A 25,110-nucleotide genomic window follows, 5' to 3' on the forward strand; every position below is an offset into this window, starting at 1 on the left:
GACTCACCGTTACACTTCGATATACATCACAGTTAATGAAAACTACGTACAAATTTGCATTACTGTAATGAGATCAACTTCAAAAAATAGTCCTTTTCTGTCGATTTCTTCTCCACTCAGGCGCATCAGGATCAAAGTGCTGACAGCACATCTTTCTACAATGACGTTATGATCTTCGGCCTATAAAGGAATTACGATGCCTACGACCCATGAAACCGCGCTGCAACAACGTTGCCAGCAAATCGTCACCAGCTCACTCCTCAGTCCGGAACAGAAACGTCATTTTCTCGCGCTGGAAGCAGAGAACAACCTGCCTTACCCTTCACTGCCCGCCGGGGCGCGCCAGGCGCTGGACGACGGGGTTATCTGCGATATGTTCGAAGGTCACGCACCGTATAAACCGCGCTATGTGCTTCCCGATTACGCGCGTTTTCTGGCCAACGGTTCAGCATGGCTGGAACTGGAAGGGGCGAAAGATCTGGACGATGCACTGTCTCTGTTGACCATTCTGTATCACCACGTGCCTTCCGTCACATCGATGCCGGTTTACCTGGGGCAACTGGATACGCTGCTGCAACCATATGTGAAAATTCTAACACAAGAAGCGATCGATATTCGAATAAAACGTTTCTGGCGGTATCTCGACAGAACGCTGCCTGACGCTTTTATGCACGCCAACATTGGCCCGGCAGATACCCCCATCACCCGGGCTATTTTACGCGCCGATGCAGAGTTAAAACAGGTTGCGCCTAATCTGACGTTCATCTACGACCCGGAAATCACCCCCGATGATCTGCTGCTGGAAGTGGCAAAAAACATCTGTGAATGCAGCAAGCCGCATATTTCCAATGGGCCGGTAAATGATAGAATTTTCACAAAAGGTCACTATGGTATTGTCAGCTGTTACAACTCTCTGCCGCTTGCCGGTGGCGGCAGCACGCTGGTTCGTCTCAATCTGAAAGCCATTGCCGAGCGCAGCACTTCTGTCTATGACTTCTTTAACCGCACACTGCCGTACTATTGTCAGCAGCAAATTGCCATCATCGATGCGCGATGTGAGTTCCTCTATGAAAAATCACATTTCTTTGAGAATAGCTTCCTAGTGCAGGAAGGTCTGATCGATCCACAACGTTTTGTGCCGATGTTCGGTATGTACGGCCTGGCGGAGGCGGTTAACCTGTTGTGCGAAAAAGCGGGTATGAATGCGCGCTACGGCAAAGATGAGACGGCGAACGATCTGGGCTATCGCATCAGCGCCCAGCTTGCGGATTTTGTCGAAAACACGCCGGTGAAATATGGCTGGCAGCAGCGCGCCATGCTGCATGCCCAGTCGGGGATCAGTTCAGATATTGGCACTACGCCGGGCGCACGTTTGCCCTATGGCGATGAACCGGATCCGATCACCCACCTGCAAACCGTCGCACCGCACCACGCGCATTATCAGTCCGGTATCAGCGACATTCTGACGCTCGATGAGACCATCAAGCGTAACCCGCAGGCGCTGGTGCAACTCTGTCTGGGTGCGTTCAAAGCGGGAATGCGCGAGTTTACCGCCAACGTCAGCGGCAACGATCTGGTCCGCGTTACCGGGTACATGGTGCGCCTGTCGGATCTGGAAAAATACCGCGCTGAAGGTTCACGAACCAATACCACCTGGCTGGGGGAAGAGGCCGCACGCAATACGCATATTCTGGAACGCCAACCTCGTGTCGTCAGTCATGAACAGCAGATGCGCTTCAGTCAGTAAGGTTATCCCGTTCTCCTGCGTGGACGGGCCGGGCAGTCGTCTGGCCCTCTTTCTGCAAGGGTGCAATCTGCGCTGTAAGAATTGCCATAACCCGTGGACCATGGGACGCTGCAACGACTGCGGCGAATGCGTTCCGCAGTGCCCGCACCAGGCGCTGAGTTTCAGTGATGGGAATGTTGTCTGGCATGCCGAGGCCTGCAAACAGTGTGATACCTGTTTGCAGATGTGCCCGCAGCAGGCAACGCCGATGGCGCAAACAATGAGCGTGGACGAGGTATTGCGCCAGATCCGCAAAGCATCATTGTTCATTGAGGGTGTCACCGTCAGCGGCGGCGAAGCCACGACGCAGTTGCCTTTCGTTGTGGATTTGTTTACGGCGATTAAGGCCGACCCGCAGCTCCGGTCTCTGACTTGTCTGGTCGACAGCAATGGGCTGTTGAGCGAAACCGGCTGGCAGAAACTGCTACCGGTTTGCGATGGTGTGATGCTCGATCTCAAAGCCTGGGATAGTGAGTGCCACATCGCACTCACCGGTCGGGATAACGCGCAGATCAAGCGCAGTATTACGCTGTTGGCGCAGCGAGGAAAGCTGGCAGAACTGCGCCTGCTGGTCATCCCCGGGCAGGTGGATTATCTGCTGCACATTGATTCACTCGCCGCATTCATCGGACAACTGGGAAATGTCCCGCTACGACTGAATGCCTTTCATGCGCACGGGGTATACGGTGAGGCAAAATCCTGGCCAAGCGCGACGCCACAAGAGGTGGAGACGCTGGCGCAGGCATTACGGGAACGCGGCGTGACTGAGCTTATCTTCCCTGCGCTATATCTCTAGAGTAAATAATGCTGTCGTATTGCGATACAGCGCCTCAGCGATCGCCTCTGCGGGTTCCGGGCGCAGTTCGCATAACACATCGAACACTCTCGCAGCCTGTTCCGGGCGATTTGGCTGCCCCTGAAAACCATTCAACGGCATATCCGGCGCGTCGGTCTCCAGCAGCAGCGCCTCCAGCGGCAATCGTGCCATCACGTCACGGGTTTTACTGGCGCGCGGATAGGTAATCGTCCCGCCCACCCCGATTTTGTAGCCCAGTTGCACAAAACGTTCTGCCTGCTGCAAGCTGCCAGCGAAACCATGTACCACGCCGGTACGCGGCAAATCCTGGCGCTTAAGGTGCATCGCCAGCGTGTCATGCGTACGTCGGGAATGCAGGATCACCGGAAGATCGAACCGTTTTGCCAGCGTCAATTGCGCTTGCAGAAACCGCTCCTGCTTCGCAAATTGCGGATCGTCGCGATACCGATCCAGGCCTATCTCACCAACAGCGACCACCTTTGCCGGACGCTGTTCCAGCGCCTGTCGCAGCCGTTCGAGATGCTCTTCCGTATGCTGTTCAATCACAATCGGATGTAAACCGAGCGCGGCATAGAGAGGCGAAAAGCGTTCCGCCAGCGCCTGCACGCGGGCAAAGTTTTCCGCTGCGGTGGCCGGAATGATGATCTTCTCAATGCCCGCCTCACCCGCGAGTTGCAGGCTGTGGGTTTCATCCCCGGTAAAAGGCGGAAAATCAAAGTGACAGTGGGTATCGATAAAGCGAAAACTCACGCCAGATCCTCATTGCTGAATGTCGTATCGTTAGCCTGCGGCGCATCGCTCACCACCGCCGCATGGGTATCGTTGGCCACCGGTGCTGGTGGAACCACCACTGGCGTCGGCGTGACGATTTGCGGCAGATGGCGTGATAACGGCGGTTCCGCTGCCAGTAGTTTTCCCACGGTCGCCAGGAAGTAGCGCCCACACAGCCGCCCGGTTTTATAATCTTCCCGCAATGCCGGAATCCGGCTTCCCAGCGCCATACTTTTTAGCGGCTTCGGCGGGTAGATTTCAAAGATCTTCAGCTTGCCCGGCGGTTTTTCAATGAATCGCTGAATTTCCGTATAGCTGGCTTCGTGGTGTTGAACCAGATTGAGCAGCGGCTGCAGGCTGCTTTCGCCCAGCCAGCGCTCCATCCGCTTGAACCACTGCGGGGTGTAATACATTTGCGAAGGCACCGTTCGAATCACCACCAGCGTTTTCGCCCCCTGCTTCACGGCCTCACGCACCGGAATGGCATCGCTGATCCCACCATCCAGGTAATTGATCCCCTCCAGCGATACGCCACTACGATAGAACCCTGGGATCGCGCTGGACGCCCGGATCAGATCGAGCCAGTTTTGCGTATTGGGAGAGAAATAGTACGGTGTGTAGTCATCACCCCGACAGGCGCACATGTAAAACGATTTCCCGGTTTCGAACAGGCGCGAGGCGGTATCCATCTGTAACGGCATCTGACTGGCCGTAGATGCCACCAGCCAGTCGAGATCGATCAGATTCCCGCCGCGCACGAAGCGTACCGGGTCAAAGAATTCCCGTCTGGTGGTATAGCGCATGATGACTTTGCGCCCGTAGCCGGGCTGGTTGCACAGATAGGCCGACAAGTTTTGCGCCCCCGCCGAGGTGCCGTAATAGAGATCGAACGGATTAAACTGCGCGCGCATGAACTCGTCCAGTACACCTGCGGTAAAGATGCCACGCTGCCCGCCGCCCTCGCAGACCAACGCCAGGCGACCCGGTTTGAACCTTCTTAATGACAACGGCGCAATATTGCCGAGCGTGACGGGTATACGCTGCCCCACCTCTGCCTTCCTGTTTCTTATTACGTAATGTGCCAAAATAACGCAAATAGACGGCGGCTAAAACCGAAAAAGCCAGTCCACTGGACTGGCTTGACAGCAAAATCATTGTACGCTTTACGCGCTAGGGCCGCTTACGCCCTGTAAACAGGCTGACCAGGAAGAGAATAATCCCGACGACGAAGACAATTTTCGCCGCGCCCGCTGCCGTACCGGCCAGTCCACCAAATCCCAGAGCGGCGGCAATTAACGCGATAACCAGAAATATAATGCCCCAACGAAACATACGCTTCTCCTTTACCATAGTTAATGTCGACCGCTTGATATGAGCGCTCAGGCTGCTCATTCACGCTATTGTTTGTGTAGTGCTAGTGCTCATGACGTCCTCCGACCGGGGCCGGAGGAGAAACCGAAGACTTACTGCGCTTTCAGATCGTTTTTGACGCTTTTTACGCCATCAACGGCTTTCGCGATGCTCTCAGCGCGCTCGATTTGCGCCTGGGAATCCACGGTGCCGGAAAGCTGGACCACACCATCGGTCGTTTCTACTTTCACTTTGCGAGAAGGAACGATGTCATCCGCCAGCAGTTTCGCTTTGATCTCACTGGTGGTTGCCGTATCGCCGGCATAGCCTTTCACGGAGTCTGATTTGCTGTCGCGCACGTGGAGTTTGTCGCTGACGGAGGTTACGCCTTCAACACCTTTCGCCACGGTCACGGCCGCTTCCGCCTGCGCCTGGCTTTCGACGAAGCCGCTCAGCGTTACGACTTTCTGCTCGGTTTTGACGGAAATATCGGTACTCTTAATGTTTTCATGATCCACCAGTGCCGCTTTCACTTTGGCGGTAATGGCGCTGTCATCCATGAAATTACCGACTTTATTCATAGAGCTATCGACTTTCTGCCCTGCACTTTCTACACCGGATTGCGCTTTATCCATTGTGGTGTTTTCTGCATACGCAGAACCCGTTGCCACAGCGGAGGTCAACATCACGGCCAGCAGAGTTTTAGAAATCTTCAGTCTTGTCATAGTCATCGATTTTTTCCTGTATGGTTTGCTCATAATTTGAGCTCAGGCAACATAAGGTTGCATTGCTGAATGTGGTGAAAAATTCACCCAGCTCAGAAGTCAATGGCGGCGGTCACAATCACGCAACAGAAAAGGTGATGATGATACGCTGACAGGTGCCCCTCTGAGTCAGTTATTAATATCGTGACAACACCAGACATTAGCTTTAACTACTTAGATTCACGAGTTGAACGGTATTTAAAGCCAATGTTTATGTCATCACTTTGTTAAATATAGATCACAATTTTGAAAAAGCGCGGAGGATTGCATAAAAAACAGGCAGTCATAAGCAAAACAGAGGGATTTAAGAACATTCCGCAAGGGGGTAATAAGGCTGGAAAAGTCGCAGGGCGCAGCGGTAGCCGCGCCCTGAAGGGGTAATTAGTGTTCGCGCGTCTTACGGAACTGAACGTCTGGATAACGCTCTTGCGTCAGGTTGAGGTTCACCATCGTCGGTGCGATGTAGGTCAGGTTATCACCGCCATCCAGTGCCAGCTGAACTTCATTCTTACGCTTAAACTCTTCGAATTTCTTCGCATCAGCGCATTCCACCCAGCGTGCCGTCGCCACGTTGACAGATTCATAAATGGCTTCAACGTTGTACTCGCTCTTCAGACGGGCAACAACCACGTCGAACTGCAGTACCCCGACCGCGCCCACAATCAGATCGTTATTGGCGATCGGGCGGAACACCTGTACCGCACCTTCTTCGGAAAGCTGTACCAGCCCCTTCAGCAACTGTTTCTGCTTCAGCGGATCTTTCAGGCGAATACGACGGAACAGTTCCGGCGCGAAGTTCGGTATACCGGTGAACTTCATCATTTCACCCTGGGTGAAAGTATCGCCAATCTGGATTGTACCGTGGTTGTGCAGACCGAGGATATCGCCCGGGTAAGCCTCTTCTACATGCGAACGGTCACCGGCCATAAAGGTCAGCGCGTCAGAGATCACCACGTCTTTGCCGATACGGACCTGACGCATCTTCATGCCTTTTTCGTACTTGCCGGAAACAACGCGCATGAATGCCACGCGGTCACGGTGTTTCGGATCCATGTTGGCCTGAATTTTAAAGACAAAGCCAGTGAACTTCTCTTCTTCCGCTTCCACCACGCGCGTATCGGTCTTGCGTGGCATTGGCGCTGGCGCCCACTCCACCAGACCATCCAGCATGTGGTCAACGCCGAAGTTACCCAGTGCGGTACCAAAGAAGACCGGGGTAATTTCGCCCGCCAGGAACAGCTCTTTATCAAACTCGTTAGAGGCGCCCTTCACCAGTTCCAGTTCGTCACGCAACTGCTGCGCCAGATCCTCGCCAACGGCCGCGTCGAGATCCGGGTTATCCAGACCTTTAACGATGCGCACTTCCTGAATGGTATGGCCTTTACCCGTCTGATACAGATAGGTTTCATCTTTATAGAGGTGATAAACCCCTTTGAACAGCTTGCCGCAGCCAATCGGCCAGGTGATCGGCGCACAGCCGATTTTCAGCTCGTTCTCAACTTCGTCCAGCAACTCCATCGGGTCACGGATGTCGCGGTCGAGTTTGTTCATAAAAGTCAGGATAGGCGTATCGCGCAGACGGGTGACTTCCATCAGCTTACGGGTACGATCCTCGACGCCTTTCGCGGCGTCGATCACCATCAGACAGCAGTCCACTGCCGTCAGGGTACGATAGGTATCTTCGGAGAAGTCTTCGTGCCCCGGGGTGTCCAGCAGGTTAACCAGGCAGTTGTGATACGGAAATTGCATCACGGAGGTGGTAATGGAGATCCCACGCTGCTTTTCCATTTCCATCCAGTCTGATTTCGCATGCTGGCTGGAACCACGGCCTTTTACCGTACCGGCAGTCTGGATCGCCTGTCCGAACAGCAACACCTTCTCAGTGATGGTCGTTTTACCCGCATCCGGGTGAGAAATAATGGCAAAAGTGCGGCGCTTGGCCACCTCCTGCAAATAAGGAGACAACGTCATAGTTCATTCTTCTTGAGTAAACGCGGCATCGCACCGCGCATGTTGAATACGAAAAATTGCGGCTATTTTACCCATCAGCGGGGGGGAGGCAATCAGTGTTTACACAGGAGCAGCTCCAGTTCGTGTAATGACGATACGGTCCAGGTCGGCTCGATGCCTTCGGGCTGCTCGCGATGATGCGCATTCAGCCAGCAGGTAGAAAGCCCGGCGTTGCTGCCGCCAAGAATATCGGACGCGGCGGTATCTCCAACCATCAGCACCCGATCACGATCGGGATTGCCCGCCTGCGCCAGGGCGTAATCAAAAATCTTCGGATCCGGCTTCGCCACGCCTACTTCTTCAGAAATGACCAGCAAATCAAAGTAGTCGCGTAGTCCCGTGCGCTCCAGGCGGATCTGCTGTAAGGAGGTGAAACCGTTGGTAATAATGCCAATTTTGGCTTTGCCGCGTATCGCATTGAGCAGCGAAACGGCCCCTGGCAGCGGCGCGCAAATTTCGGCCATCGCGTTCATAAAGGCATCGTTAAGCGAGCCCGGTTCCACCTTTAACCGTTCTGCCCAGCTCTGGAAGCGGGCATGCTGAAGCTGTAATGAGGTGATCGCGCCGTTCTGATAATCCACCCATAGCGGTTTATTCACGGCCTGGTAGTCCTGAAAATCCTCAGCGGTAAAGGTGATGCTGTAGTCGAGAAACATCCGCTGTAAGCCAGTAAACGAGTCAAACGTGAACAGCGTTTCGTCGGCATCAAAGAAAATCCAGTCCCACTTCATCATTACACCTTCTTTTACATACTGATTGGCAGTGCCATTATGATGGCGTCCTCACGACCGTCAGCGGTCGGATAATAATTGCGGCGAATCGTTGCCTCGTTGAAGCCTAAGCTTTCATACAGTGCGATGGCGGCAACGTTGGAAGCGCGAACCTCCAGCCACAGCGTCAGGACGCCGCGTTTTTCTAATTCATCAATGAGATGTTCCAGCAGCGCTTTCCCTAATCCCCGGCGCTGAAAATCGGGATCAACGGCAATGTTGAACAGCGTAGCTTCATCCAGCACTACCTGCGTAATGGCAAACGCCGCCATTCTCCCCTCTACCGTCAATTGATAGTTGAGATAACGCTCCCCCTGATTACTGGCAAACGTGTGCTCACTCCAGGGAAACGCATGGGCGCGCTTTTCAATCTGAAACGCGGCGGGTAAATCACTCTGACTGAGGGAAGAAATCGTGTTCATGTGTGCAGATTTGTTGCCATAGTGCGGCGCGTGCCGTTGGGTTTACCCGCAATTCATCAAATGCCGGCGTTGCAATCTGCGCGCCTTCCAGCGTCAGCGGCGCATCTGTACCCAGTCGCCAGCTGTTGCAGCGGCTGCCCTGCGGCAGCATCGCGACGCGTTCGGGCGTCACCTGCAATACCTGATCGGGGCTCAGCGTTAAGGCTCGCAGAATGTCACTGACCAGAGGTTCTGTCAGCGGCGGCAGTGTTTCACCGACCATCACCAGACGGACGTGCGCAGGAATGGAAATCGCGATCTCTCCCTGCAACGCGCCGGGGCGACGCAGCGACCACTGGGTAATGCCCAGTTGCTGTAACTGCCAGTCTCGTCGGGTTGTCATAGCGAATCGCTCCTGTATTCAGGGGCGCAAATATAGCAAATTAGTCGAATAGACGCCATCAAACGTCTATAATCGCCCGCTGTATGAATTAAGGAGTTTTCCATGTCTGCTTTTACCCCGGCAAGTGAAGTCTTGCTGCGCCACAGTGATGATTTCGAACAAAGCCGTATTCTGTTTGCCGGAGACTTGCAGGATGACCTGCCCGCGCGCTTTGAAAGCGCAGACCGCCGCGTGCATACCCAACAGTTCCACCACTGGCAGGTGCTGAGCCGCCAGATGGGCGACAACGCACGTTTCAGCCTTGTCGCACAAGCGCAAGACGTTGCCGACTGCGACACCTTTATCTATTACTGGCCGAAAAACAAGCCGGAAGCCCAGTTTCAGTTGATGAATATTCTGTCGCTGCTTCCTGTGGGAACCGACATTTTCGTAGTCGGTGAAAACCGCAGTGGCGTACGTAGCGCCGAGCAAATGCTGGCGGAATATGCCCCGCTGAACAAAATTGACAGCGCGCGTCGTTGCGGCCTGTATCATGGTCGTCTGGAAACGCAGCCGATGTTTGATGCCGATAAATTCTGGGGCGAGTACCACGTTGATGGGCTGACGATCAAAACCTTGCCTGGCGTCTTCAGCCGCGATGGTCTGGATGTCGGCAGCCAGTTACTGCTCTCCACGCTGACACCACACACTAAAGGTAAAGTGCTGGACGTCGGCTGTGGCGCAGGTGTACTTTCTGTCGCGCTGGCCAGTCACTCGCCGAAAGTGCGTTTAACGCTCTGCGACGTCGCCGCGCCGGCGGTGGAAGCCAGTCGCGCCACCCTGGCGGCGAACGGCATTGAGGGTGAAGTCTTTGCCAGCAACGTCTTCTCTGAAGTGACGGGACGCTTTGATATGATCATCTCTAACCCACCGTTCCATGACGGCATGCAAACCAGCCTTGATGCCGCACAATCTCTGATTCGCGGTGCCGTACGTCATCTGAACAGTGGCGGTGAACTGCGCATAGTTGCTAACGCCTTCCTGCCGTATCCGCAGGTACTGGATGAGACCTTTGGCTTCCACGAGGTCATCGCCCAGACCGGACGCTTCAAAGTGTATCGTACGGTCATGACCCGCCAGGCGAAAAAAGCCTAGTCGCGATAACGGCCATGCGAATGGCCGTTGAGAGGGATGACAAACCTCATCCCGATACCGGACAAGCAGAGAACACCTCATTAAAAACAAGGAAAATCAACTCATTGATTTTCGGCTGATAACCACAAAGAAGGAAAAACCACGTTTTTTCCTTCTTTGTCAGCAGTCTGAACGGCCATGTGAATGGCCGTTTTTGCAGCAATCACCGCTATCCTACGTAATTAACTATTGACGAAAAACTGAAAACCACTAGAATGCGCCTCCGTGGTAGCGATTCTTTTTAAGAATCGATGGTATGCGAAGGTGGCGGAATTGGTAGACGCGCTAGCTTCAGGTGTTAGTGTCCTTACGGACGTGGGGGTTCAAGTCCCCCCCCTCGCACCATAAACCACGTTGATATTGCTCGCACTGGGCGAAGGTGGCGGAATTGGTAGACGCGCTAGCTTCAGGTGTTAGTGTTCTTACGGACGTGGGGGTTCAAGTCCCCCCCCTCGCACCAACGAGGCGATATCAAAAAGTAAGATAACTGTGCGAAGGTGGCGGAATTGGTAGACGCGCTAGCTTCAGGTGTTAGTGTCCTTACGGACGTGGGGGTTCAAGTCCCCCCCCTCGCACCAATTATCTTACCTTCCTCTCCAAAATTCATCCCTGATTCCAGTTCATCATCACCAGCATCATTCCGCCGATCAACACAACACATGATGGTAACAATACAAAGTGCCGCAAATGTTTGTGATAAAGCATAGCCGGTGTCAGCAGTAACCCGAATACAATAATGGTCTTCCATGCCCCGAGAGAAAGATCGGCAAACGCCAGCCCGGCAATCACGATCCCCGGCAGCAAGACTCCCCATCCACTGCCCAGCGCCCGTTGCAACATGGTTTCACCTCTCATACCGATAATGATAACCAATATCATATGATAAATTTTCTCATTTGTCAGTAATCCATAGACCACTTACATGAGCTTTACTTAAGTAATGATGACACGAATTATTTAAGGTGATAAATTGCACAGCGGTAAACATAGAGACACAATAATCTGAACTTAAGCGAGCATCTTCTCGCCCATTATTTGTGTGACCTGAACAGTGTAATTGTTAGATAAATAATGACGTTAAGATATGACTGCACAATCCTGGCAAACTCTGCGCACGAAAAAATACCAACTCTCTCTGCGACTCTTTTTGTTTCTCAACGCTGTTTCCGCGTTGTTTGCCGTAGCCTTTCCGATCTTTCCCAGTAAAACCATCTCCACACCAGGATCTCTCATCCTTGTGCTGAGCACTGCGTTACTGACATGGCATGTAAAGTATGCGAAGAAGCGGATTAATCTCCATGCTATCTCGCTACTCTTTGGTGGGTTATGGGCAGCGCACATTACGCTGAAATACCTGGCTCAGCAGAATCCTGACTATTCTTTTTTACTGGTTGCACTGCTAACGGTGTTATTTATTGGCTCAATTGCTTTTGCCAATAATATCATCGCTTTCACCCTTCATTCGCTGCCATCCTTATTCGTCTGTTTATGGCTAAACGGCCACGAACATGGCCTGCAGTTACTCTTTTTTATGGCCCTGCCCATGGCCGGTATCGCGATTCAGCATGTGATTCAAAAGCGCTATGACGACTTCGCCCAGCAACTGATGTTCAAACTGCTCGCCGAAAAAGAGACACTGACTGACCTGAGCATGCTTGACCCATTAACGGGCCTGTACAATCGGCGGGGACTCCAGCATAAGCTGAAAGCCGTGCTGGAACTCGACACGCATGAGCATTACGTTTTACTGATCGACATCGACCATTTCAAAGCCTACAACGATCACTATGGGCATATGATGGGCGATCAGGCGCTGATCCGCGTTTCTGCTGCGATCCGCAACGCTGTACGTTCACGTGATGTCGTCGCCCGGTTTGGGGGGGAAGAGTTTATGGTGTTACTGACGGCGATCGACCCACAAACCGCCCGCACGGTAGCGGAACGCATCCGACAGAATGTTTACGATCTCAAAATTCCCCATATGTTCAATGAAAGCGTCGCAACTCACGTCACGATCAGTATCGGTATTGCGCCTCTGGTGGGGAGCGATGTCGAAGGGGCCATTCTTCATGCCGATCAGGCGCTCTATAAAGCTAAGGATTTGGGTCGTAACCATATTTTAGTCAGTGACGATCCGGGTATCGCCTGACGCACGATGACGCATTCGTGCGCTGTTAAACGTCAGCTGACAAAGATCTTGCTATCGGTTATCGCTATCGTTAGGATTGGCAATCATTATCATTTAGATTGCTATCCAGACTATGGCCTATCGTTCCGCACCGATCATTGACGATGTCATCTGGCGAACGCATCTCCAGCCACCGATGCCCTCGCTGGCCGAAGCCGTACGCGCAACCATAGCCCAGACGCGTGAGCATCTGCTGGATTTTATCCGTCTGGATGAACCCGCACCACAAAGTGCGATGACGCTGGCACAATGGTGTCGCCCCAGCGAGCTTCAGTCTCTGCTGGCAATTTACTCCGATCATATTTATCGCAACCATCCCACGCAGTCGCGCGAAAATAAGCCGCTAATCTCGCTGTGGGCGCAGTGGTACATCGGTCTGATGGTACCTCCCCTCATGCTAGCCCTGCTCACGCAGGAAACAGCCATTGATGTCTCGCCCGAACATATCCACGTTGAGTTTCACGAAACCGGGCGTGCTGCGTGCTTCTGGATCGACGTACATCAGGATCAACTGGCGACAACGCAATCCCCGCAGGCACGCATGGAAACGCTGGTTAAGCAGGCGCTGACGCCGGTCATCCAGGCACTAGAGGCGACCGGAGAGATCAACGGCAAACTTATCTGGAGCAATACCGGCTATCTGATTAACTGGTATCTCACTGAAATGAAACCGCTGCTGGGTGAAACATTGTTGAATACGCTGCGCCAGACCTGCTTCTTTGAAAAGCAGTTGTCCTGTGGGGCTGACAACCCGCTCTGGCGTACGGTCGTCCCTCGTGAAGGCGTCTTGGTACGCAGAACATGCTGTCAGCGTTATCGTCTGCCGGACGTTCAGCAGTGTGGTGACTGTACGCTGAAGTAGTCAGGGAGCGTTCGCCCCCTGATGATAACTACGCAATCTGCTCGTTTTCCGCGTCTGAACGTTGTGCCTCTTCCGCCTCTTGTTCCAGCAGTTGCTTCTCGTACACTTTAAAGAACGGGAAGTAGATGACGGCTGAAACGATTGCCAGAAGCACCACCAGAATTGCAGCACGATAATCCCAGCCTAATGCCCACGCGGCTCCGACTGGCGCTGGCGCAGTCCATGGCACAACCGAAATTACACGACCAATCAGATCCAGTTTCATCGCCGCCCATGCCAGCACGGCGTTCACCATCGGCGCTAACAGGAAAGGAATAAAGAACACCGGATTCATAACAATTGGCGTACCGAAAATCACCGGCTCGTTAATGTTAAAGATACTGGGTACTACGCTCAGTCGGCCTATTGAGCGCAGATGTACGGAACGACTGCGCAGATAGCAAATCACCAGCCCCATCGTCGCACCCGACCCGCCAATCACGATGAAGAACGTCCAGAATGCCTCCATGAAAATATGCGGTAACGGTGCCCCCTGCGCCAGCGCAGTCTGGTTCATACCCAGGTTGGTCAGCCAGAACATTTGCAGCATCCCGGAGACGATCGCCGCACCATGAATACCGGCAAACCACAACAGATGGCCAATCAGTACCGCCAGTAAAATCGCTGGCAGAGAATCGGCAGCGGATACCAGCGGTTTGAAGATGGACATAATGGCTTGTGGGATGAGCATGTCGAACTGTGCCTGAATCAGCAGGCTGAGTGGGTATAATGTCAACACCACCACCAGCACCGGGATCAGCAGATCGAATGAGTTTTTGATCATCGGCGGGACCTGATCGGGTAAACGAATGCCGATGTTATGCGCTTTCAGAAAGCGCATCATTTCTACGCAGTAAAGCGCCACCAGAATCGCCGTAAAAATCCCCGTTCCGCCGAGGCTGTCCACCGGCAGAGTGCCTTTTGTTTTAGGCGCGGCGACCAGTAAGAACGCCATGATAGAGAGCATGGCGCACATGAACGGGTCCAACTGATATGACTTGACGTAATGTTTGCCCAGGTTATAGGCAATGGCGGCACAGATGTAGATCGACATGATCCCCATGGTCATATCAAAGGGGGTCAGGATCTGCCCTTCAAACTGCTTCGCCAGATCCAGCCAGGTCCGGGCAAAGCCCCAGGTGGTATCGGGTGAAAACGGAGGATAAGCAAATACCAACAAAAACGATCCGACAATCATAAATGGCATCGCAGAGATAAAGCCGTCACGGATAGCCATAACATGACGCTGTGAAGAAATGCGCCCGGCAATCGGGCTGACATAGTTTTCAACAAACCGGAAAATCACATTAAAGACTGCATGGTTGGTAGATTTCATAAGTGGCTCTTTTTATGTGATACAGAGGAAGTGACAGCTCCAGTATTAATCGCTCTTTCGAGGACTGCAACCGGTTACGGTAACCGGTTTCCGTGAATGTGAAGAGGATCGAAAAATCGCCCATGTTGCTGGTTTGTTACATTAAAATATTTACAGTACTGGAAGACTTATGCCAAATTACGCCAGCAGTTTTCTGAAGCGTTGAGGACTGTAGAAATGGTGTCAGGAGAATCAAATGAGTCTGCAATCGGTACGGCAATTTTTAGCCGAACATGCCCCGGATATTGAAATCATTGAATTAAATCAAAGCACCGCGACGGTTGAGCTGGCGGCAAAAGCGCATAACGTACAGCCCGGACAGATAGCGAAGACCCTTTCGTTGAAGGTTAAGGACGCCATCATCCTGGTCGTCGCCAAAGGCGATGCAAGACTGGACAATAAAAAACTCAAAAGCACTTTCGGTGCCAAAGCCCGTATGCTGAGCAGTGATGAAGTCGTCAACGCGACGGGACATCCCATTGGCGGGGTTTGTCCTTTCGGGCTGGAAACCCCGTTGCCTGTTTATTGTGACGTCTCTTTACGATCGTTCACCGAAGTCCTTCCGGCCGCCGGTGCCACTCATAGCGCAGTGCGTATTACGCCAGAGCGCATGGCTGAGCTGACTTCCGCCACCTGGGTTGATGTGTGCCAGTAAACATCAACCCTTTGCTTTCGCGGCGATTAAAGCAGAATATCCGCCGCATGCAGTAAACTGGCGTCAGAATTGACGCCCAGTTTCGACATCACATTAAACTTGTGCGCCCGGATGGTTTTAATATTTCGCGCCAGTTCTGTCGCGATTTGCGGCATTGAATAACCGCAGGACATGAAGCGCAAAATCTCACGCTCTGTCGGGCTCAGCATACGACTCTGATTGAGATACCAGAGATTGCTGTTACTTTCGCTGATCCGCCGCGTACCGCCTAGCGCAGTAAATAACGCCTCCTGCAGCGCGGGGAGCGAAGCGGCTTTGCTCAGTACGCCATCCAACGGTAAGGGCGACAGTGCACTGATTAAACGCGCTTCAACATCATCATCCGCGATCACCAGGCGACGCATGCCGGGATAATTTTCAGCCAGTTCGATCAGACTCATCAACCCCACCCGCCTGTCTTTTCTGATCGAGGAGAGAGAGAAAATAATGGCAGAAAAAGCAGTCGTACCCATCGCCTGTTGAAAATCATCCAGCGTCAAATAGAGGTGTAATTTATATTGGCTATCAAACGTTGCGTTAAATAAACTCTGAATACCAATACCACTCATAACACATTTTTCTATGAGTGCGACATTTCGCGTACAGTTTCTATTTTCCATTCTGCTGTCTCTCCATATACTGAAGGTAAATTCAGCTCCCTGGCTCCCTGAGAACTGTTAATCCATGCGTACATTTCCGCATTACTGTGTATTGATAATCGGCGCATCGCGCTATTTTTTTGGGCGCTGATGGTTTTGTTACTTTTTTTAAGTAATGCCGCAATCTGATTAATCCCCCAACCTTTCCCCAGCAGGCGCAGTACTTTTCGCTCTGATAGCGTTAAAAGAATGGCGTGAGAACCAAATTCCTGAGGTTCTAATTCTGGGGGTGACAACAGCATTTTGCTGATTCGGTCAGGGCTGCTGTGTCCCGAGCGGATAGTACTTACCAGACTCTCAATCGGTTCGACATCAGACAGCAGCGTACTGGAGGGGCGCATCAACAATTCGACCGCCTGCGCGTAATACGCGCGCGACACCATGAAAACCCAGTGGATATCACGGTATTGAGAAAGAAGTGCGTAGAATCGCTCGCAGACAGTGCGCGGGTGATGGCAGTCACCGGTTAAATCCACGATCACCAATTCCGTCCGACGCAGTTGTAGTGGCGTGAGTTCTTCTACGACACTACAGATGGTGAGTTCATACTCCGGGAAATGCAGTTGCATAACCCCGTGGAGTCCCGCTTGTATCACGGGAACTTTACTGATGACAATTCCGTTTTTGCAGCATCCTGGCAACATATATCCTCCATATTCATATGCTTTTATCTTTCTGTTATTAATGAATCGCATTTGAATTAACACATACAATTATGCAATACAAAAAACAAAACAATAGACAATATGAATTGTTTATCCCTGGTGTTTTAACGTTAATTCCGTAAAATGCGGTTATACAACTATCACGGGGTATAATACAAGTCGATATTGTCGATAGATACGTCGCATTCCAGAACAGGATATTAAACATTCTTATTTTATATATGAATTTTTTATTTATCCAAATTTGGACAAGCTATTTATTCTTAATATATTCCCGGTATGCCTTCGGAGACAACGCGGCGTGTTTTTTAAAGAAGCGGGAAAAATAGGTAACATCGCTGAATCCCAGATAGTCGGAGATCTGGCTTACCGTCATGCTGGTATATTGCAGGCTACGTTTGGCTTCGAGCATCAACCGCTGATGCAAAACGCTTAATGCACTGCAATGATGAAATTCACGGCATAACTGATTCAGGTAATTTGCGGAAAGCCCGATTCGATGCGCGTATTCTGCAAGGGGAAGATGTTCGCGATAGTGGCTCTCAATCTGCCGGGCAAAAAGGCGTATTGCGCTACGCCGGCGCGCCAGGGTGTCATTCGGTGGCTGAACCGGCAGACGCTGCCGACGAAGCCAGACCAGCAGCGCGCTCAGCAATGAAAACAGCATCATTTCCCGCGCCTCGTTATCCGTCTGATACTCCCTCTGCAAGGCGGAAAACAACGTGCGGATGTGGCTGCGAGACTGAGCCACCGGCACGCACTGAGGGGTAGTGAGCAATGACAACGGCTGTGGGAACTGAGACTCCAGGCGGCCAATCAGCGGTAACGCCAGAGAAAGAACGTAACCTTGCGTCCCGGGGGAAAAGCGAAAACCGTGGACACAAAGCGCAGGGACGACCTGAATACAGGCATCACGCATCACCGTCGTCTGCCCCTCGATTTCAATCGTTGCCTCCCCCCGATGCAAGTAGAGCAACTGGACGATCTCCGCATGCTGATGCACCCGAATATGCCACTCATATAAACTGCTGCGCTGATGAATTGATTCGCAGTGCAGCAGGTCGGGAGTGGGCCATCCCTGGTGTTCACCATACAATTTAAAAACAGGGACAATGTCAGCCGGTGGCATCATTTTTCCTCATTACTCACCAATCTTTTCGTAAGGCAGTCCGACATAGTTCTCCGCGATCGTCGTCAGTCCCGCTTGCGAGCCCAGATAGTACTGACGGTCCGCCTCCTGCATCTTGCGATCAAAATCGCTCTTTCCCTGAAAATCATGCAGCAGATGGGTCATAAACCAGCTGAAACGCTCCCCCTTCCATACCCGGTTCAGGGCCAGTCGGGAATAGGTCGCCAGCAGGTCGTTACGCCCGTGCTGATAGTACTGCGTCAAAATACGCCATAAATAATTCACATCAGACGCGGCCAGATTCAGTCCCTTTGCACCGGTCGGCGGCACGATATGCGCCGCATCACCAACCAGAAAGAGCTTGCCATATTGCATCGGTTCCACCACGTAGCTACGTAATGGCGCGATACTCTTTTCAAGTGAGTGACCAGTCACTAACTTCATGGCCAGTTCATCAGGCAGACGCCGTTTCAGCTCGCCCCAGAAACGTTCATCGCTCCAGGAGTCCACCTGTTCGCTGAGCGGGACCTGCAAATAGTAGCGACTTCTGGTTAGTGAGCGCTGACTACAAAGTACAAATCCGCGCTCATGATGCGCATAAATCAACTCCGGATTGACTGGCGGCGTATCGGCCAGCAGCCCCAGCCAGCCAAACGGCCAGATGCTTTCGTATTCGCGAATGACATCACGCGGAATACTTTGTCGGGAAACGCCGTGGAATCCATCACACCCGGCAATGAAGTCGCACTCAATGCGGCACTTCTCCCCTTCTTTCTCAAACGTGACAAAAGGACGGTCACTTTTAGCATCGTGAATGTCTACCTGCTGAACGCCATAAATCGTAGGCGCACCACAGTCGCTACGCGCTTGCATCAGGTCCCGTGTGACTTCCGTTTGTCCGTAGACCATCACGCTTTTGCCGCCGGTCAATTCACTCAGCGCGACGGGAATGCGTTTGCCATCAAAAATAAACTCAACGCCATGATGTACGAGACCTTCGCTGTCCATGCGCTGCGCCACACCAGCTTCCCGCAAAAGCGAAACCGTCCCACTCTCGAGGATCCCCGCCCGGATGCGCCCCAGCACATACTCCGGCGTCTGACGTTCAATGATGAGTGTGCGGATCCCCACCTTATGCAGTAGTTGTCCCAGTAGCAGGCCGGAAGGTCCTGCCCCAATAATTGCGACCTGAGTTTTCATCACATTCCTCATCTGCATCGTTGATTATTTGTTTAATCAATGTTGAATAAAAGTTTCAAATTGCATTTTTGATAAGCAGACACAGAAAAAGAAGGGCTAAATGCGGTTAAAAATTGCACTTTTCACCGATTTAGCAAAACTGTGGCGCAGTTCAAATTCCGGCCACCGTAGAGCGGGTTCTTTTTTCAACAGAAAGATTGATCTCAGCCGGAGCCAAAAAACGCGCACTTCGTGATACAAAGATGTCTTTCGTCATTCGACAGTACGTAACGCGTCTTTTCAGCCAGGGCGAGTCATGCAAGAAGAGCAGTCATTACAGCGAACGGTTACACGGTTATGCATTCAGTGTGGGCTTTTTTTACTGCAACACGGCGCGGAGAGCGCGTTGGTTGATGAACTCTCTACCCGACTTGGGCTGGCATTGGGGATGGACAGCGTCGAAAGCGCTATCTCCTCCAATGCTATCGTTCTGACCACTATTAAAGATGGGCAATGCCTGACCTCCACGCGAAAAAACCAGGATCGCGGTATTAATATGCATGTAGTCACTGAGGTTCAGCACATCGTCATTCTCGCCGAACATAAGCTGCTGGATTACAAAGGCGTCGAGAAACGTTTCAGCCAGGTCAGGCCCCTGCGCTATCCGCGCTGGCTGGTCGCGTTGATGGTCGGCCTCTCCTGCGCCTGCTTCTGTAAGCTGAATAACGGCGGTTGGGACGGCGCGGTGATTACCTTTTTTGCCAGCATGGTGGCGATGTATATTCGTCAAATCCTGGCGCATCGTCATTTGCATCCACAGATCAACTTTTGCGTCACGGCTTTTGTCGCGACCACCATTTCCGGTCTGATGTTACACCTTCCCGCCTTTAGCCAGACGCCCACGGTGGCGATGGCCGCCAGCGTCCTGCTGCTGGTTCCCGGTTTTCCGCTGATCAACGCGGTGGCGGATATGTTTAAAGGACACATCAATACCGGTCTGGCGCGCTGGGCGATCGCCAGCTTGCTGACGCTCGCAACCTGCGTGGGCGTGGTCATGGCGCTGACACTTTGGGGGCTTCGCGGATGGGTATAATCGATTTCATTCTCGCGCTGATGCAGGACATGCTGCTTTCCGCGATCCCGGCACTGGGGTTTGCGATGGTCTTTAACGTCCCCCACCGCGCCCTGCCCTGGTGCGCGCTGCTCGGTGCGCTCGGTCACGGTTCGCGTATGGTGATGATGACCGCCGGGTTTAATATTGAATGGTCAACGTTTGTTGCCTCGCTGCTTGTCGGCAGCATCGGCATCCAATGGTCGCGCTGGTATCTGGCGCATCCCAAAGTGTTTACCGTTGCGGCGGTGATCCCGATGTTCCCCGGAATTTCAGCCTACACGGCAATGATCTCTGCGGTGAAAATCGGCCACTTCGGCTACAGCGAACCGTTGATGATTACGCTGCTGACCAATTTCCTGAAAGCCTCGTCGATTGTGGGCGCGCTTTCGATCGGACTCTCCGTGCCCGGCTTGTGGCTCTACCGAAAACGCCCACGCGTTTAATCGCCGCGGCAGGCGCATCCCTGCCGCTCCTCCTCATCGGTGTGTTACTATAGAAGCAGTGTCCCTTCTCGGTTGTAGTCGGTATTGAGAAACGTTATGTCATCCAGAATTTTGACCCCGGACGTCATTGGTATTGACGCCTTATTACACGATCACCAGACGGTGCTGGCGAAGTCTGAAGCTGGCGCGGTGGCGGTGTTTGCCAATAACGCCCCGGCTTTTTATGCGCTGACCCCCGCACGCCTGGCGCAACTGCTGGCGCTCGAAGAAAAGCTCGCTCGTCCTGGGAGCGATGTGACGCTGGATGCACAGTTTTATGAAGAACCGCAACCGGTGCCGGTCGCCGTACCGCTGGGGAAATTCGCCATGTATCCCGCCTGGCAGCCGGATGCCGACTTTCAGCGTCAGGCCGCACTGTGGGGCGTGGCGTTAAGAGAGCCGGTCACCGCTGAAGAGCTGGCTTCGTTCGTGACTTACTGGCAAGCGGAAGGCAAAGTGTTTCATCATGTGCAGTGGCAGCAAAAACTGGCGCGCAGCGTCCAGATCGGCCGCGCAAGCAACGGCGGCCTGCCGAAGCGCGATGTGAACACGATCTCGGAAATTGATACTCGTATTCCGCCAGGCTTTAGGGGGTAATAATGAAAAACGTTGGCGATCTAATGAAACGTCTGCAAAAAATGATGCCCGCCCATATCGAACCGGCGTTCAAAACGGGTGAAGAGCTGCTGGCATGGCAGAAGGAGCAAGGTGAAATTCGTGCCGCCGCACTGGCTCGCGAAAACCGGGCGATGAAAATGCAGCGCACTTTTAACCGTTCCGGCATCCGTCCATTACATCAAAACTGCTCGTTCGATAACTACCACGTTGAGAATGATGGTCAGATGAATGCCTTAAGCAAAGCACGACAATATGTTGAAGCTTTCGATGGTAATATAGCGGGCTTTATTTTTTATGGTAAACCAGGTACTGGGAAAAACCACCTGGCTGCGGCAATCTGCAACGAGCTGCTGCTGCGCGGGAAGTCAGTGCTGATAATCACCGTGGCGGACATCATGTCGGCGATGAAAGAGACGTTCAGCAATCGCCAAACCAGCGAAGAGCAGTTGCTCAACGATTTGAGCAATGTTGATCTGCTGGTCATCGATGAAATTGGTATGCAAACCGAATCACGCTATGAAAAGGTGATCATCAACCAGATCGTCGATCGTCGTTCCTCTTCAAAGCGCCCGACTGGCATGCTCACTAACAGTAGTATGGAAGAGATGACCAAACTGCTGGGTGAACGCGTGATGGATCGCATGCGATTGGGCAACAGCTTGTGGGTAACTTTCGATTGGGACAGTTTCCGCAGTCGGGTAACCGGCAAAGAGTATTAAGACCATTCTTAGACTGAGCGGCGCTATACTCCGACAAAGTTCTATACACGAGTAATCACAATGAAAACGACAAAACGTTTGCTGTGCTGCGCGATCGCGGCCAGCGCCTGCTTCGCAGCCAGTACTTTCGCCGCCTCATGGCAAGACTCGCTCTCCAGCGCCGCCAGCGAACTGAGCAAGCAGAGTACCACCTCATCGCAAAGCGGCACCTCGCTCTCTTCCCTGACCAGCCTGCTGAACGGCGGCAACCAGGCGCTGAGTGCGAACAATATGAATAACGCCGCCGGGATTTTGCAATACTGCGCGAAGCAGAAGCTGGCGTCCGTTACCGATGCGGAAAATGTGAAAAATCAGGTACTGGATAAGCTTGGCCTCGGCGCTACCGAGCAAAAGCAGGACACCAACTATCTGGACGGCATTCAGGGTCTGCTCAATACCAAAGACGGTCAGCAGCTTAACCTGAACAATATCGGCAGCACGCCGCTCGCAGAAAAAGTGAAAACCAAAGCCTGCGACCTGGTACTCAAACAGGGTATGAACTTTATTTCCTGATCCCCGACGCCGCGTTTTGGTCGTTTTCCGCCAGTCGCGGCGCTTCTCCCCCCTTTTCGCCCTTCTTTCATGCTCATCCCAGGCATGGAGGGAAGTGACGGCGATCAAAAAAGCCTCTTTCTAAACCAATTCTGAATAACAAGGTAATTAAATGTCACTAGAATTGCAGCTAAGTGACAACCCCATTACATTGTACTTTCTGTAAACGCTAATCTGCCAGTCGAAGGCCTGGTTTAAAGCCTAATCACAAGGCTATTTGTGAGGATCGTCCGTTGTCTGAGTTACTCTCCATCGCGCTGTTTCTTGCCTCTGTATTGATTTATGCCTGCAAAGCGGGTCGCAACACCTGGTGGTTTATCGCTACCCTGACGGTGCTGGGACTTTTTGTGATTCTGAATATCACGCTTTTCGCCAGCGACTATTTCACCGGTGATGGAATTAACGATGCCGTACTCTACACGTTGACGAACAGTCTGACAGGGGCCGGTGTCGGCAAATACATTCTGCCGGGCATCGGCATTGCATTAGCGCTTGTGGTGGTCTTTGGCACGCTGGGCTGGGTGCTGCGTCGTCGTCGCCATCATCCCCACCATTTTGGTTACAGCCTGCTGGCACTGCTGTTGGCGCTGGGCTCCGTCGATGCCAGCCCGGCATTTCGTCAGATAAGCGAGCTGGTTAAATCCCAAACCCGCGAGGGCGATCCCGATTTCGCGGCCTACTATAAAGAACCGGCGAAAAGCATCCCCAATCCGAAACTGAATCTGGTGTACATCTACGGTGAAAGCCTGGAGCGTACCTATTTCGACAATGAGGCCTTCCCGGAACTCACCCCGGAACTCGGCGCGTTGAAAAACGAAGGCATGGATTTCAGCCATACCCAGCAGTTACCGGGTACAGACTACACCATCGCCGGAATGGTCGCTTCCCAGTGCGGTATTCCCCTGTTCGCGCCGTTTGAAGGCAACGCGTCAGCGTCAGTCTCCAGCTTCTTCCCGCAAAATATCTGCCTCGGGGATATCCTGAAAAACTCCGGCTATCAAAACCACTTTGTGCAAGGGGCAAACCTGCGTTTTGCCGGGAAAGACGTGTTCCTGAAGTCCCACGGCTTCGATTATCTGTATGGCGCCGAAGAGTTAAAAAGCGTCGTCGCCGATCCGAATTACCGCAATGACTGGGGCTTCTATGACGATACGGTACTGGATGAAGCGTGGAAGAAGTTCGAAGAGCTCTCCCGTTCCGGCCAGCGTTTTTCGTTGTTTACCCTGACCGTTGATACCCATCATCCGGATGGCTTTATCTCACGTGCCTGTCAGCGAAAACGCTATGATTTCGACGGTAAACCTAACCAGTCTTTTAGCGCCGTCAGCTGTAGTCAGGAAAATATCGCGGCATTTATCAATAAAATCAAAGCATCACCGTGGTTTAAAAATACGGTGATTGTGGTCTCTTCAGACCATCTGGCGATGAACAACAGCGCATGGAAATACCTGAACAAGCAGGATCGCAACAACCTGTTCTTCGTGATACGTGGCGACAAACCTCAGCAGGATACGCTGGCGGTCAAACGTAACACCATGGATAACGGCGCCACGGTGCTGGATATTCTCGGCGGCGATAACTTTATTGGCCTGGGGCGTAGTAGCCTGTCAGGTCAGTCGATGTCGGAAGTGTTCCTCAACAGCAAAGAAAAGATCCTCGCCATGAAGCCGGACATCATTCGCCTGTGGAACTTCCCGAAAGAGATGAAAGATTTCACCGTCGACCGGGATAAAAATATGATCGCCTTCTCCGGCAGCCATTTCCGTCTGCCGCTGCTGCTGCGGGTGTCGGATAAGCGCGTCGAGCCACTGCCGGAAAGTGAATACTCCGCTCCGCTGCGCTACCAGCTTGCCGACTTTGCCCCGCGCGATAACTTCGTCTGGGTCGATCGCTGCTACAAGATGGGCCAGTTGTGGTCACCGGAACTGGCGCTCTCAACCGACTGGTGTGTCTCGCAGGGGCAGCTTGGCGGTGAGCAAATCGTCCAGCATGTTGATAAAGCGCAGTGGAAAGGTAAGACGGCCTTTAAAGACACAATGATCGACATGGAACGCTATAAAGGCAACGTCGATACCCTGAAAATTGTCGACAACGACATCCGCTATAAAGCCGACAGCTTTATCTTCAACGTGGCAGGCGCGCCGGAAGAGGTGAAGCAGTTCAGCGGGATTTCTCGTCCGGAATCCTGGGGACGCTGGTCTAACGCGCAACTGGCAGAAGAAGTGAAGATCGAGTACAAACAGCCGCTGCCGAAAAAATTCGATCTGGTGATCACCGCGAAAGCCTTCGGCGACAATGCGAATCGTCCCATTCCGGTGCGCGTAGGCAAGGAAGAGCAGACGCTGGTGCTAGGTCACGATGTCACCACCACCACGCTGCATTTCGACAACCCGACAGAGTCCGATACGCTGGTGATTGTCCCGCCCGATCCGATCCCGACCAACGAAGGCAACATCCTCGGTCACTCACCGCGTAAGCTGGGGATCGGAATGGTTGAAATCAAAGTGGTCAGCGCTCAGGGCTGACCACCGACAATAAAAAAAACAGCGCC

At 52.7% G+C, this 25,110-nt stretch carries 26 protein-coding genes and 3 tRNA genes; 15 read left to right on the top strand and 14 right to left on the bottom strand.

The genetic code is table 11. The annotated features are described in order from the left end of the window. Positions 1 to 196 precede the first annotated feature (196 nt). Together ACQ0PY_RS19605 and ACQ0PY_RS19610 are read left to right on the top strand one after the other, a co-directional pair. Positions 197 to 1,747: a YjjI family glycine radical enzyme gene (locus tag ACQ0PY_RS19605; RefSeq protein ID WP_044264436.1), complete on the top strand. Its 1,551-nt coding sequence runs from the start codon at positions 197 to 199 to the stop codon at positions 1,745 to 1,747. Next, on the top strand, positions 1,719 to 2,582 hold the full coding sequence (locus tag ACQ0PY_RS19610; RefSeq protein WP_061069600.1) for a YjjW family glycine radical enzyme activase: 864 nt from the start codon (positions 1,719 to 1,721) through the stop codon (positions 2,580 to 2,582). The genes ACQ0PY_RS19605 and ACQ0PY_RS19610 overlap by 29 nt, the downstream gene beginning before the upstream one ends. Here the strand turns inward: ACQ0PY_RS19610 and ACQ0PY_RS19615 are convergent. The 8 genes from ACQ0PY_RS19615 to ACQ0PY_RS19650 form a co-directional block, all read right to left on the bottom strand. Then, entirely contained in the window at positions 2,571 to 3,353 is a 783-nt protein-coding gene (locus ACQ0PY_RS19615; RefSeq protein WP_042999337.1) for a metal-dependent hydrolase, read from the bottom strand. The two genes, ACQ0PY_RS19610 and ACQ0PY_RS19615, sit on opposite strands and share 12 nt — an antisense overlap. Then, the gene (locus tag ACQ0PY_RS19620) at positions 3,350 to 4,423 is read right to left on the bottom strand and encodes a patatin-like phospholipase family protein (protein WP_044327056.1); all 1,074 of its coding nucleotides are present in this window, start codon (positions 4,421 to 4,423) and stop codon (positions 3,350 to 3,352) included. Before ACQ0PY_RS19620 ends, ACQ0PY_RS19615 begins: the two co-directional genes overlap by 4 nt. 121 nt (positions 4,424 to 4,544) lie before the next feature. Next, a complete protein-coding gene (locus ACQ0PY_RS19625) occupies positions 4,545 to 4,706 on the bottom strand; it encodes a DUF1328 domain-containing protein (protein WP_003019081.1) in 162 nt (53 codons plus the stop codon). A gap of 131 nt (positions 4,707 to 4,837) precedes the next feature. Beyond that, positions 4,838 to 5,455, bottom strand: a complete 618-nt coding sequence (gene osmY, locus ACQ0PY_RS19630) for a molecular chaperone OsmY (RefSeq protein ID WP_042999335.1) — start codon at positions 5,453 to 5,455, stop codon at positions 4,838 to 4,840. Positions 5,456 to 5,869: 414 nt separating this feature from the next. Continuing rightward, on the bottom strand, positions 5,870 to 7,459 hold the full coding sequence (gene prfC / locus ACQ0PY_RS19635) for a peptide chain release factor 3 (RefSeq protein ID WP_044327055.1): 1,590 nt from the start codon (positions 7,457 to 7,459) through the stop codon (positions 5,870 to 5,872). Between the two features lie 92 nt (positions 7,460 to 7,551). Continuing rightward, complete coding sequence (yjjG, locus tag ACQ0PY_RS19640) at positions 7,552 to 8,229, bottom strand: pyrimidine 5'-nucleotidase (protein WP_043001822.1); 678 nt, start codon at positions 8,227 to 8,229, stop codon at positions 7,552 to 7,554. Between the two features lie 14 nt (positions 8,230 to 8,243). After that, positions 8,244 to 8,690 (bottom strand): ribosomal protein S18-alanine N-acetyltransferase, encoded by a 447-nt coding sequence (gene rimI, locus ACQ0PY_RS19645; protein WP_042322031.1) that lies wholly within the window; start codon positions 8,688 to 8,690, stop codon positions 8,244 to 8,246. Continuing rightward, positions 8,659 to 9,072, bottom strand: coding sequence for a DNA polymerase III subunit psi (locus tag ACQ0PY_RS19650; protein ID WP_042999333.1), 414 nt, complete (start codon positions 9,070 to 9,072; stop codon positions 8,659 to 8,661). Before ACQ0PY_RS19650 ends, rimI begins: the two co-directional genes overlap by 32 nt. Positions 9,073 to 9,174: 102 nt before the next feature. Here ACQ0PY_RS19650 and rsmC point away from each other — a divergent pair, with 102 nt between their 5' ends. From rsmC to ACQ0PY_RS19670, 4 genes are all read left to right on the top strand, one after another. Next, complete coding sequence (gene rsmC, locus ACQ0PY_RS19655; RefSeq protein ID WP_042999332.1) at positions 9,175 to 10,206, top strand: 16S rRNA (guanine(1207)-N(2))-methyltransferase RsmC; 1,032 nt, start codon at positions 9,175 to 9,177, stop codon at positions 10,204 to 10,206. A 297-nt stretch (positions 10,207 to 10,503) separates the two neighbouring features. Further along, positions 10,504 to 10,590 (top strand) — tRNA-Leu (locus ACQ0PY_RS19660). Positions 10,591 to 10,618: 28 nt separating this feature from the next. Further along, positions 10,619 to 10,705, top strand: a tRNA-Leu gene (locus ACQ0PY_RS19665). A 31-nt stretch (positions 10,706 to 10,736) separates the two neighbouring features. Next, a tRNA-Leu gene (locus tag ACQ0PY_RS19670) sits at positions 10,737 to 10,823 on the top strand. A gap of 25 nt (positions 10,824 to 10,848) precedes the next feature. On the opposite strand, the gene ACQ0PY_RS19675 is transcribed toward ACQ0PY_RS19670, so the two are convergent. Beyond that, positions 10,849 to 11,085 carry a DUF1435 domain-containing protein gene (locus ACQ0PY_RS19675; protein WP_080343205.1) on the bottom strand — a complete coding sequence of 79 codons (237 nt, stop codon included), beginning with the start codon at positions 11,083 to 11,085 and terminating at the stop codon, positions 10,849 to 10,851. Positions 11,086 to 11,329: 244 nt separating this feature from the next. Between ACQ0PY_RS19675 and ACQ0PY_RS19680 the strand changes: the two genes are divergently transcribed. Together ACQ0PY_RS19680 and fhuF are read left to right on the top strand one after the other, a co-directional pair. Further along, complete coding sequence (locus tag ACQ0PY_RS19680) at positions 11,330 to 12,394, top strand: GGDEF domain-containing protein (RefSeq protein ID WP_042999330.1); 1,065 nt, start codon at positions 11,330 to 11,332, stop codon at positions 12,392 to 12,394. Positions 12,395 to 12,506: 112 nt separating this feature from the next. Then, positions 12,507 to 13,295 (top strand): siderophore-iron reductase FhuF, encoded by a 789-nt coding sequence (gene fhuF, locus ACQ0PY_RS19685; RefSeq protein WP_044253918.1) that lies wholly within the window; start codon positions 12,507 to 12,509, stop codon positions 13,293 to 13,295. 28 nt (positions 13,296 to 13,323) lie between these two features. Here fhuF and ACQ0PY_RS19690 read toward each other — a convergent pair whose 3' ends face one another. Beyond that, complete coding sequence (locus ACQ0PY_RS19690; RefSeq protein WP_042999328.1) at positions 13,324 to 14,670, bottom strand: PTS sugar transporter subunit IIC; 1,347 nt, start codon at positions 14,668 to 14,670, stop codon at positions 13,324 to 13,326. A 235-nt stretch (positions 14,671 to 14,905) separates the two neighbouring features. Here ACQ0PY_RS19690 and ACQ0PY_RS19695 point away from each other — a divergent pair, with 235 nt between their 5' ends. Next, complete coding sequence (locus ACQ0PY_RS19695) at positions 14,906 to 15,364, top strand: YbaK/EbsC family protein (RefSeq protein WP_042999327.1); 459 nt, start codon at positions 14,906 to 14,908, stop codon at positions 15,362 to 15,364. Positions 15,365 to 15,390: 26 nt separating this feature from the next. Here ACQ0PY_RS19695 and bglJ read toward each other — a convergent pair whose 3' ends face one another. From bglJ to pobA, 4 genes are all read right to left on the bottom strand, one after another. Next, positions 15,391 to 16,023, bottom strand: coding sequence for a DNA-binding transcriptional activator BglJ (gene bglJ, locus ACQ0PY_RS19700; protein WP_044253909.1), 633 nt, complete (start codon positions 16,021 to 16,023; stop codon positions 15,391 to 15,393). After that, positions 15,984 to 16,706, bottom strand: a complete 723-nt coding sequence (locus ACQ0PY_RS19705) for a helix-turn-helix transcriptional regulator (protein ID WP_109739487.1) — start codon at positions 16,704 to 16,706, stop codon at positions 15,984 to 15,986. Before ACQ0PY_RS19705 ends, bglJ begins: the two co-directional genes overlap by 40 nt. A gap of 274 nt (positions 16,707 to 16,980) precedes the next feature. Beyond that, entirely contained in the window at positions 16,981 to 17,856 is an 876-nt protein-coding gene (locus tag ACQ0PY_RS19710) for a helix-turn-helix domain-containing protein (RefSeq protein ID WP_042999324.1), read from the bottom strand. 12 nt (positions 17,857 to 17,868) lie between these two features. Next, the gene (gene pobA / locus ACQ0PY_RS19715) at positions 17,869 to 19,056 is read right to left on the bottom strand and encodes a 4-hydroxybenzoate 3-monooxygenase (RefSeq protein ID WP_042999323.1); all 1,188 of its coding nucleotides are present in this window, start codon (positions 19,054 to 19,056) and stop codon (positions 17,869 to 17,871) included. 295 nt (positions 19,057 to 19,351) lie between these two features. Here pobA and ACQ0PY_RS19720 point away from each other — a divergent pair, with 295 nt between their 5' ends. The 6 genes from ACQ0PY_RS19720 to opgB all read left to right on the top strand — a co-directional run bounded on the left by ACQ0PY_RS19720 (position 19,352) and on the right by opgB (position 25,084). Next, positions 19,352 to 20,128, top strand: coding sequence for a threonine/serine exporter family protein (locus tag ACQ0PY_RS19720; protein WP_042999322.1), 777 nt, complete (start codon positions 19,352 to 19,354; stop codon positions 20,126 to 20,128). Next, complete coding sequence (locus ACQ0PY_RS19725) at positions 20,119 to 20,592, top strand: threonine/serine exporter (RefSeq protein ID WP_042999321.1); 474 nt, start codon at positions 20,119 to 20,121, stop codon at positions 20,590 to 20,592. Before ACQ0PY_RS19720 ends, ACQ0PY_RS19725 begins: the two co-directional genes overlap by 10 nt. Positions 20,593 to 20,688: 96 nt before the next feature. Beyond that, positions 20,689 to 21,228, top strand: a complete 540-nt coding sequence (dnaT, locus tag ACQ0PY_RS19730; RefSeq protein ID WP_109739488.1) for a primosomal protein DnaT — start codon at positions 20,689 to 20,691, stop codon at positions 21,226 to 21,228. 2 nt (positions 21,229 to 21,230) lie between these two features. After that, the gene (gene dnaC, locus ACQ0PY_RS19735) at positions 21,231 to 21,968 is read left to right on the top strand and encodes a replicative helicase loader DnaC (protein ID WP_109739489.1); all 738 of its coding nucleotides are present in this window, start codon (positions 21,231 to 21,233) and stop codon (positions 21,966 to 21,968) included. Between the two features lie 60 nt (positions 21,969 to 22,028). Further along, entirely contained in the window at positions 22,029 to 22,520 is a 492-nt protein-coding gene (locus tag ACQ0PY_RS19740; protein ID WP_109739490.1) for a YjjA family protein, read from the top strand. A gap of 272 nt (positions 22,521 to 22,792) precedes the next feature. Continuing rightward, a complete protein-coding gene (gene opgB, locus ACQ0PY_RS19745; protein ID WP_109739491.1) occupies positions 22,793 to 25,084 on the top strand; it encodes a phosphatidylglycerol--membrane-oligosaccharide glycerophosphotransferase in 2,292 nt (763 codons plus the stop codon). The last annotated feature ends 26 nt before the right edge of the window (positions 25,085 to 25,110 follow it).

The sequence above is a fragment of the Citrobacter sp. LST-B2 genome, assembly GCF_057983045.1.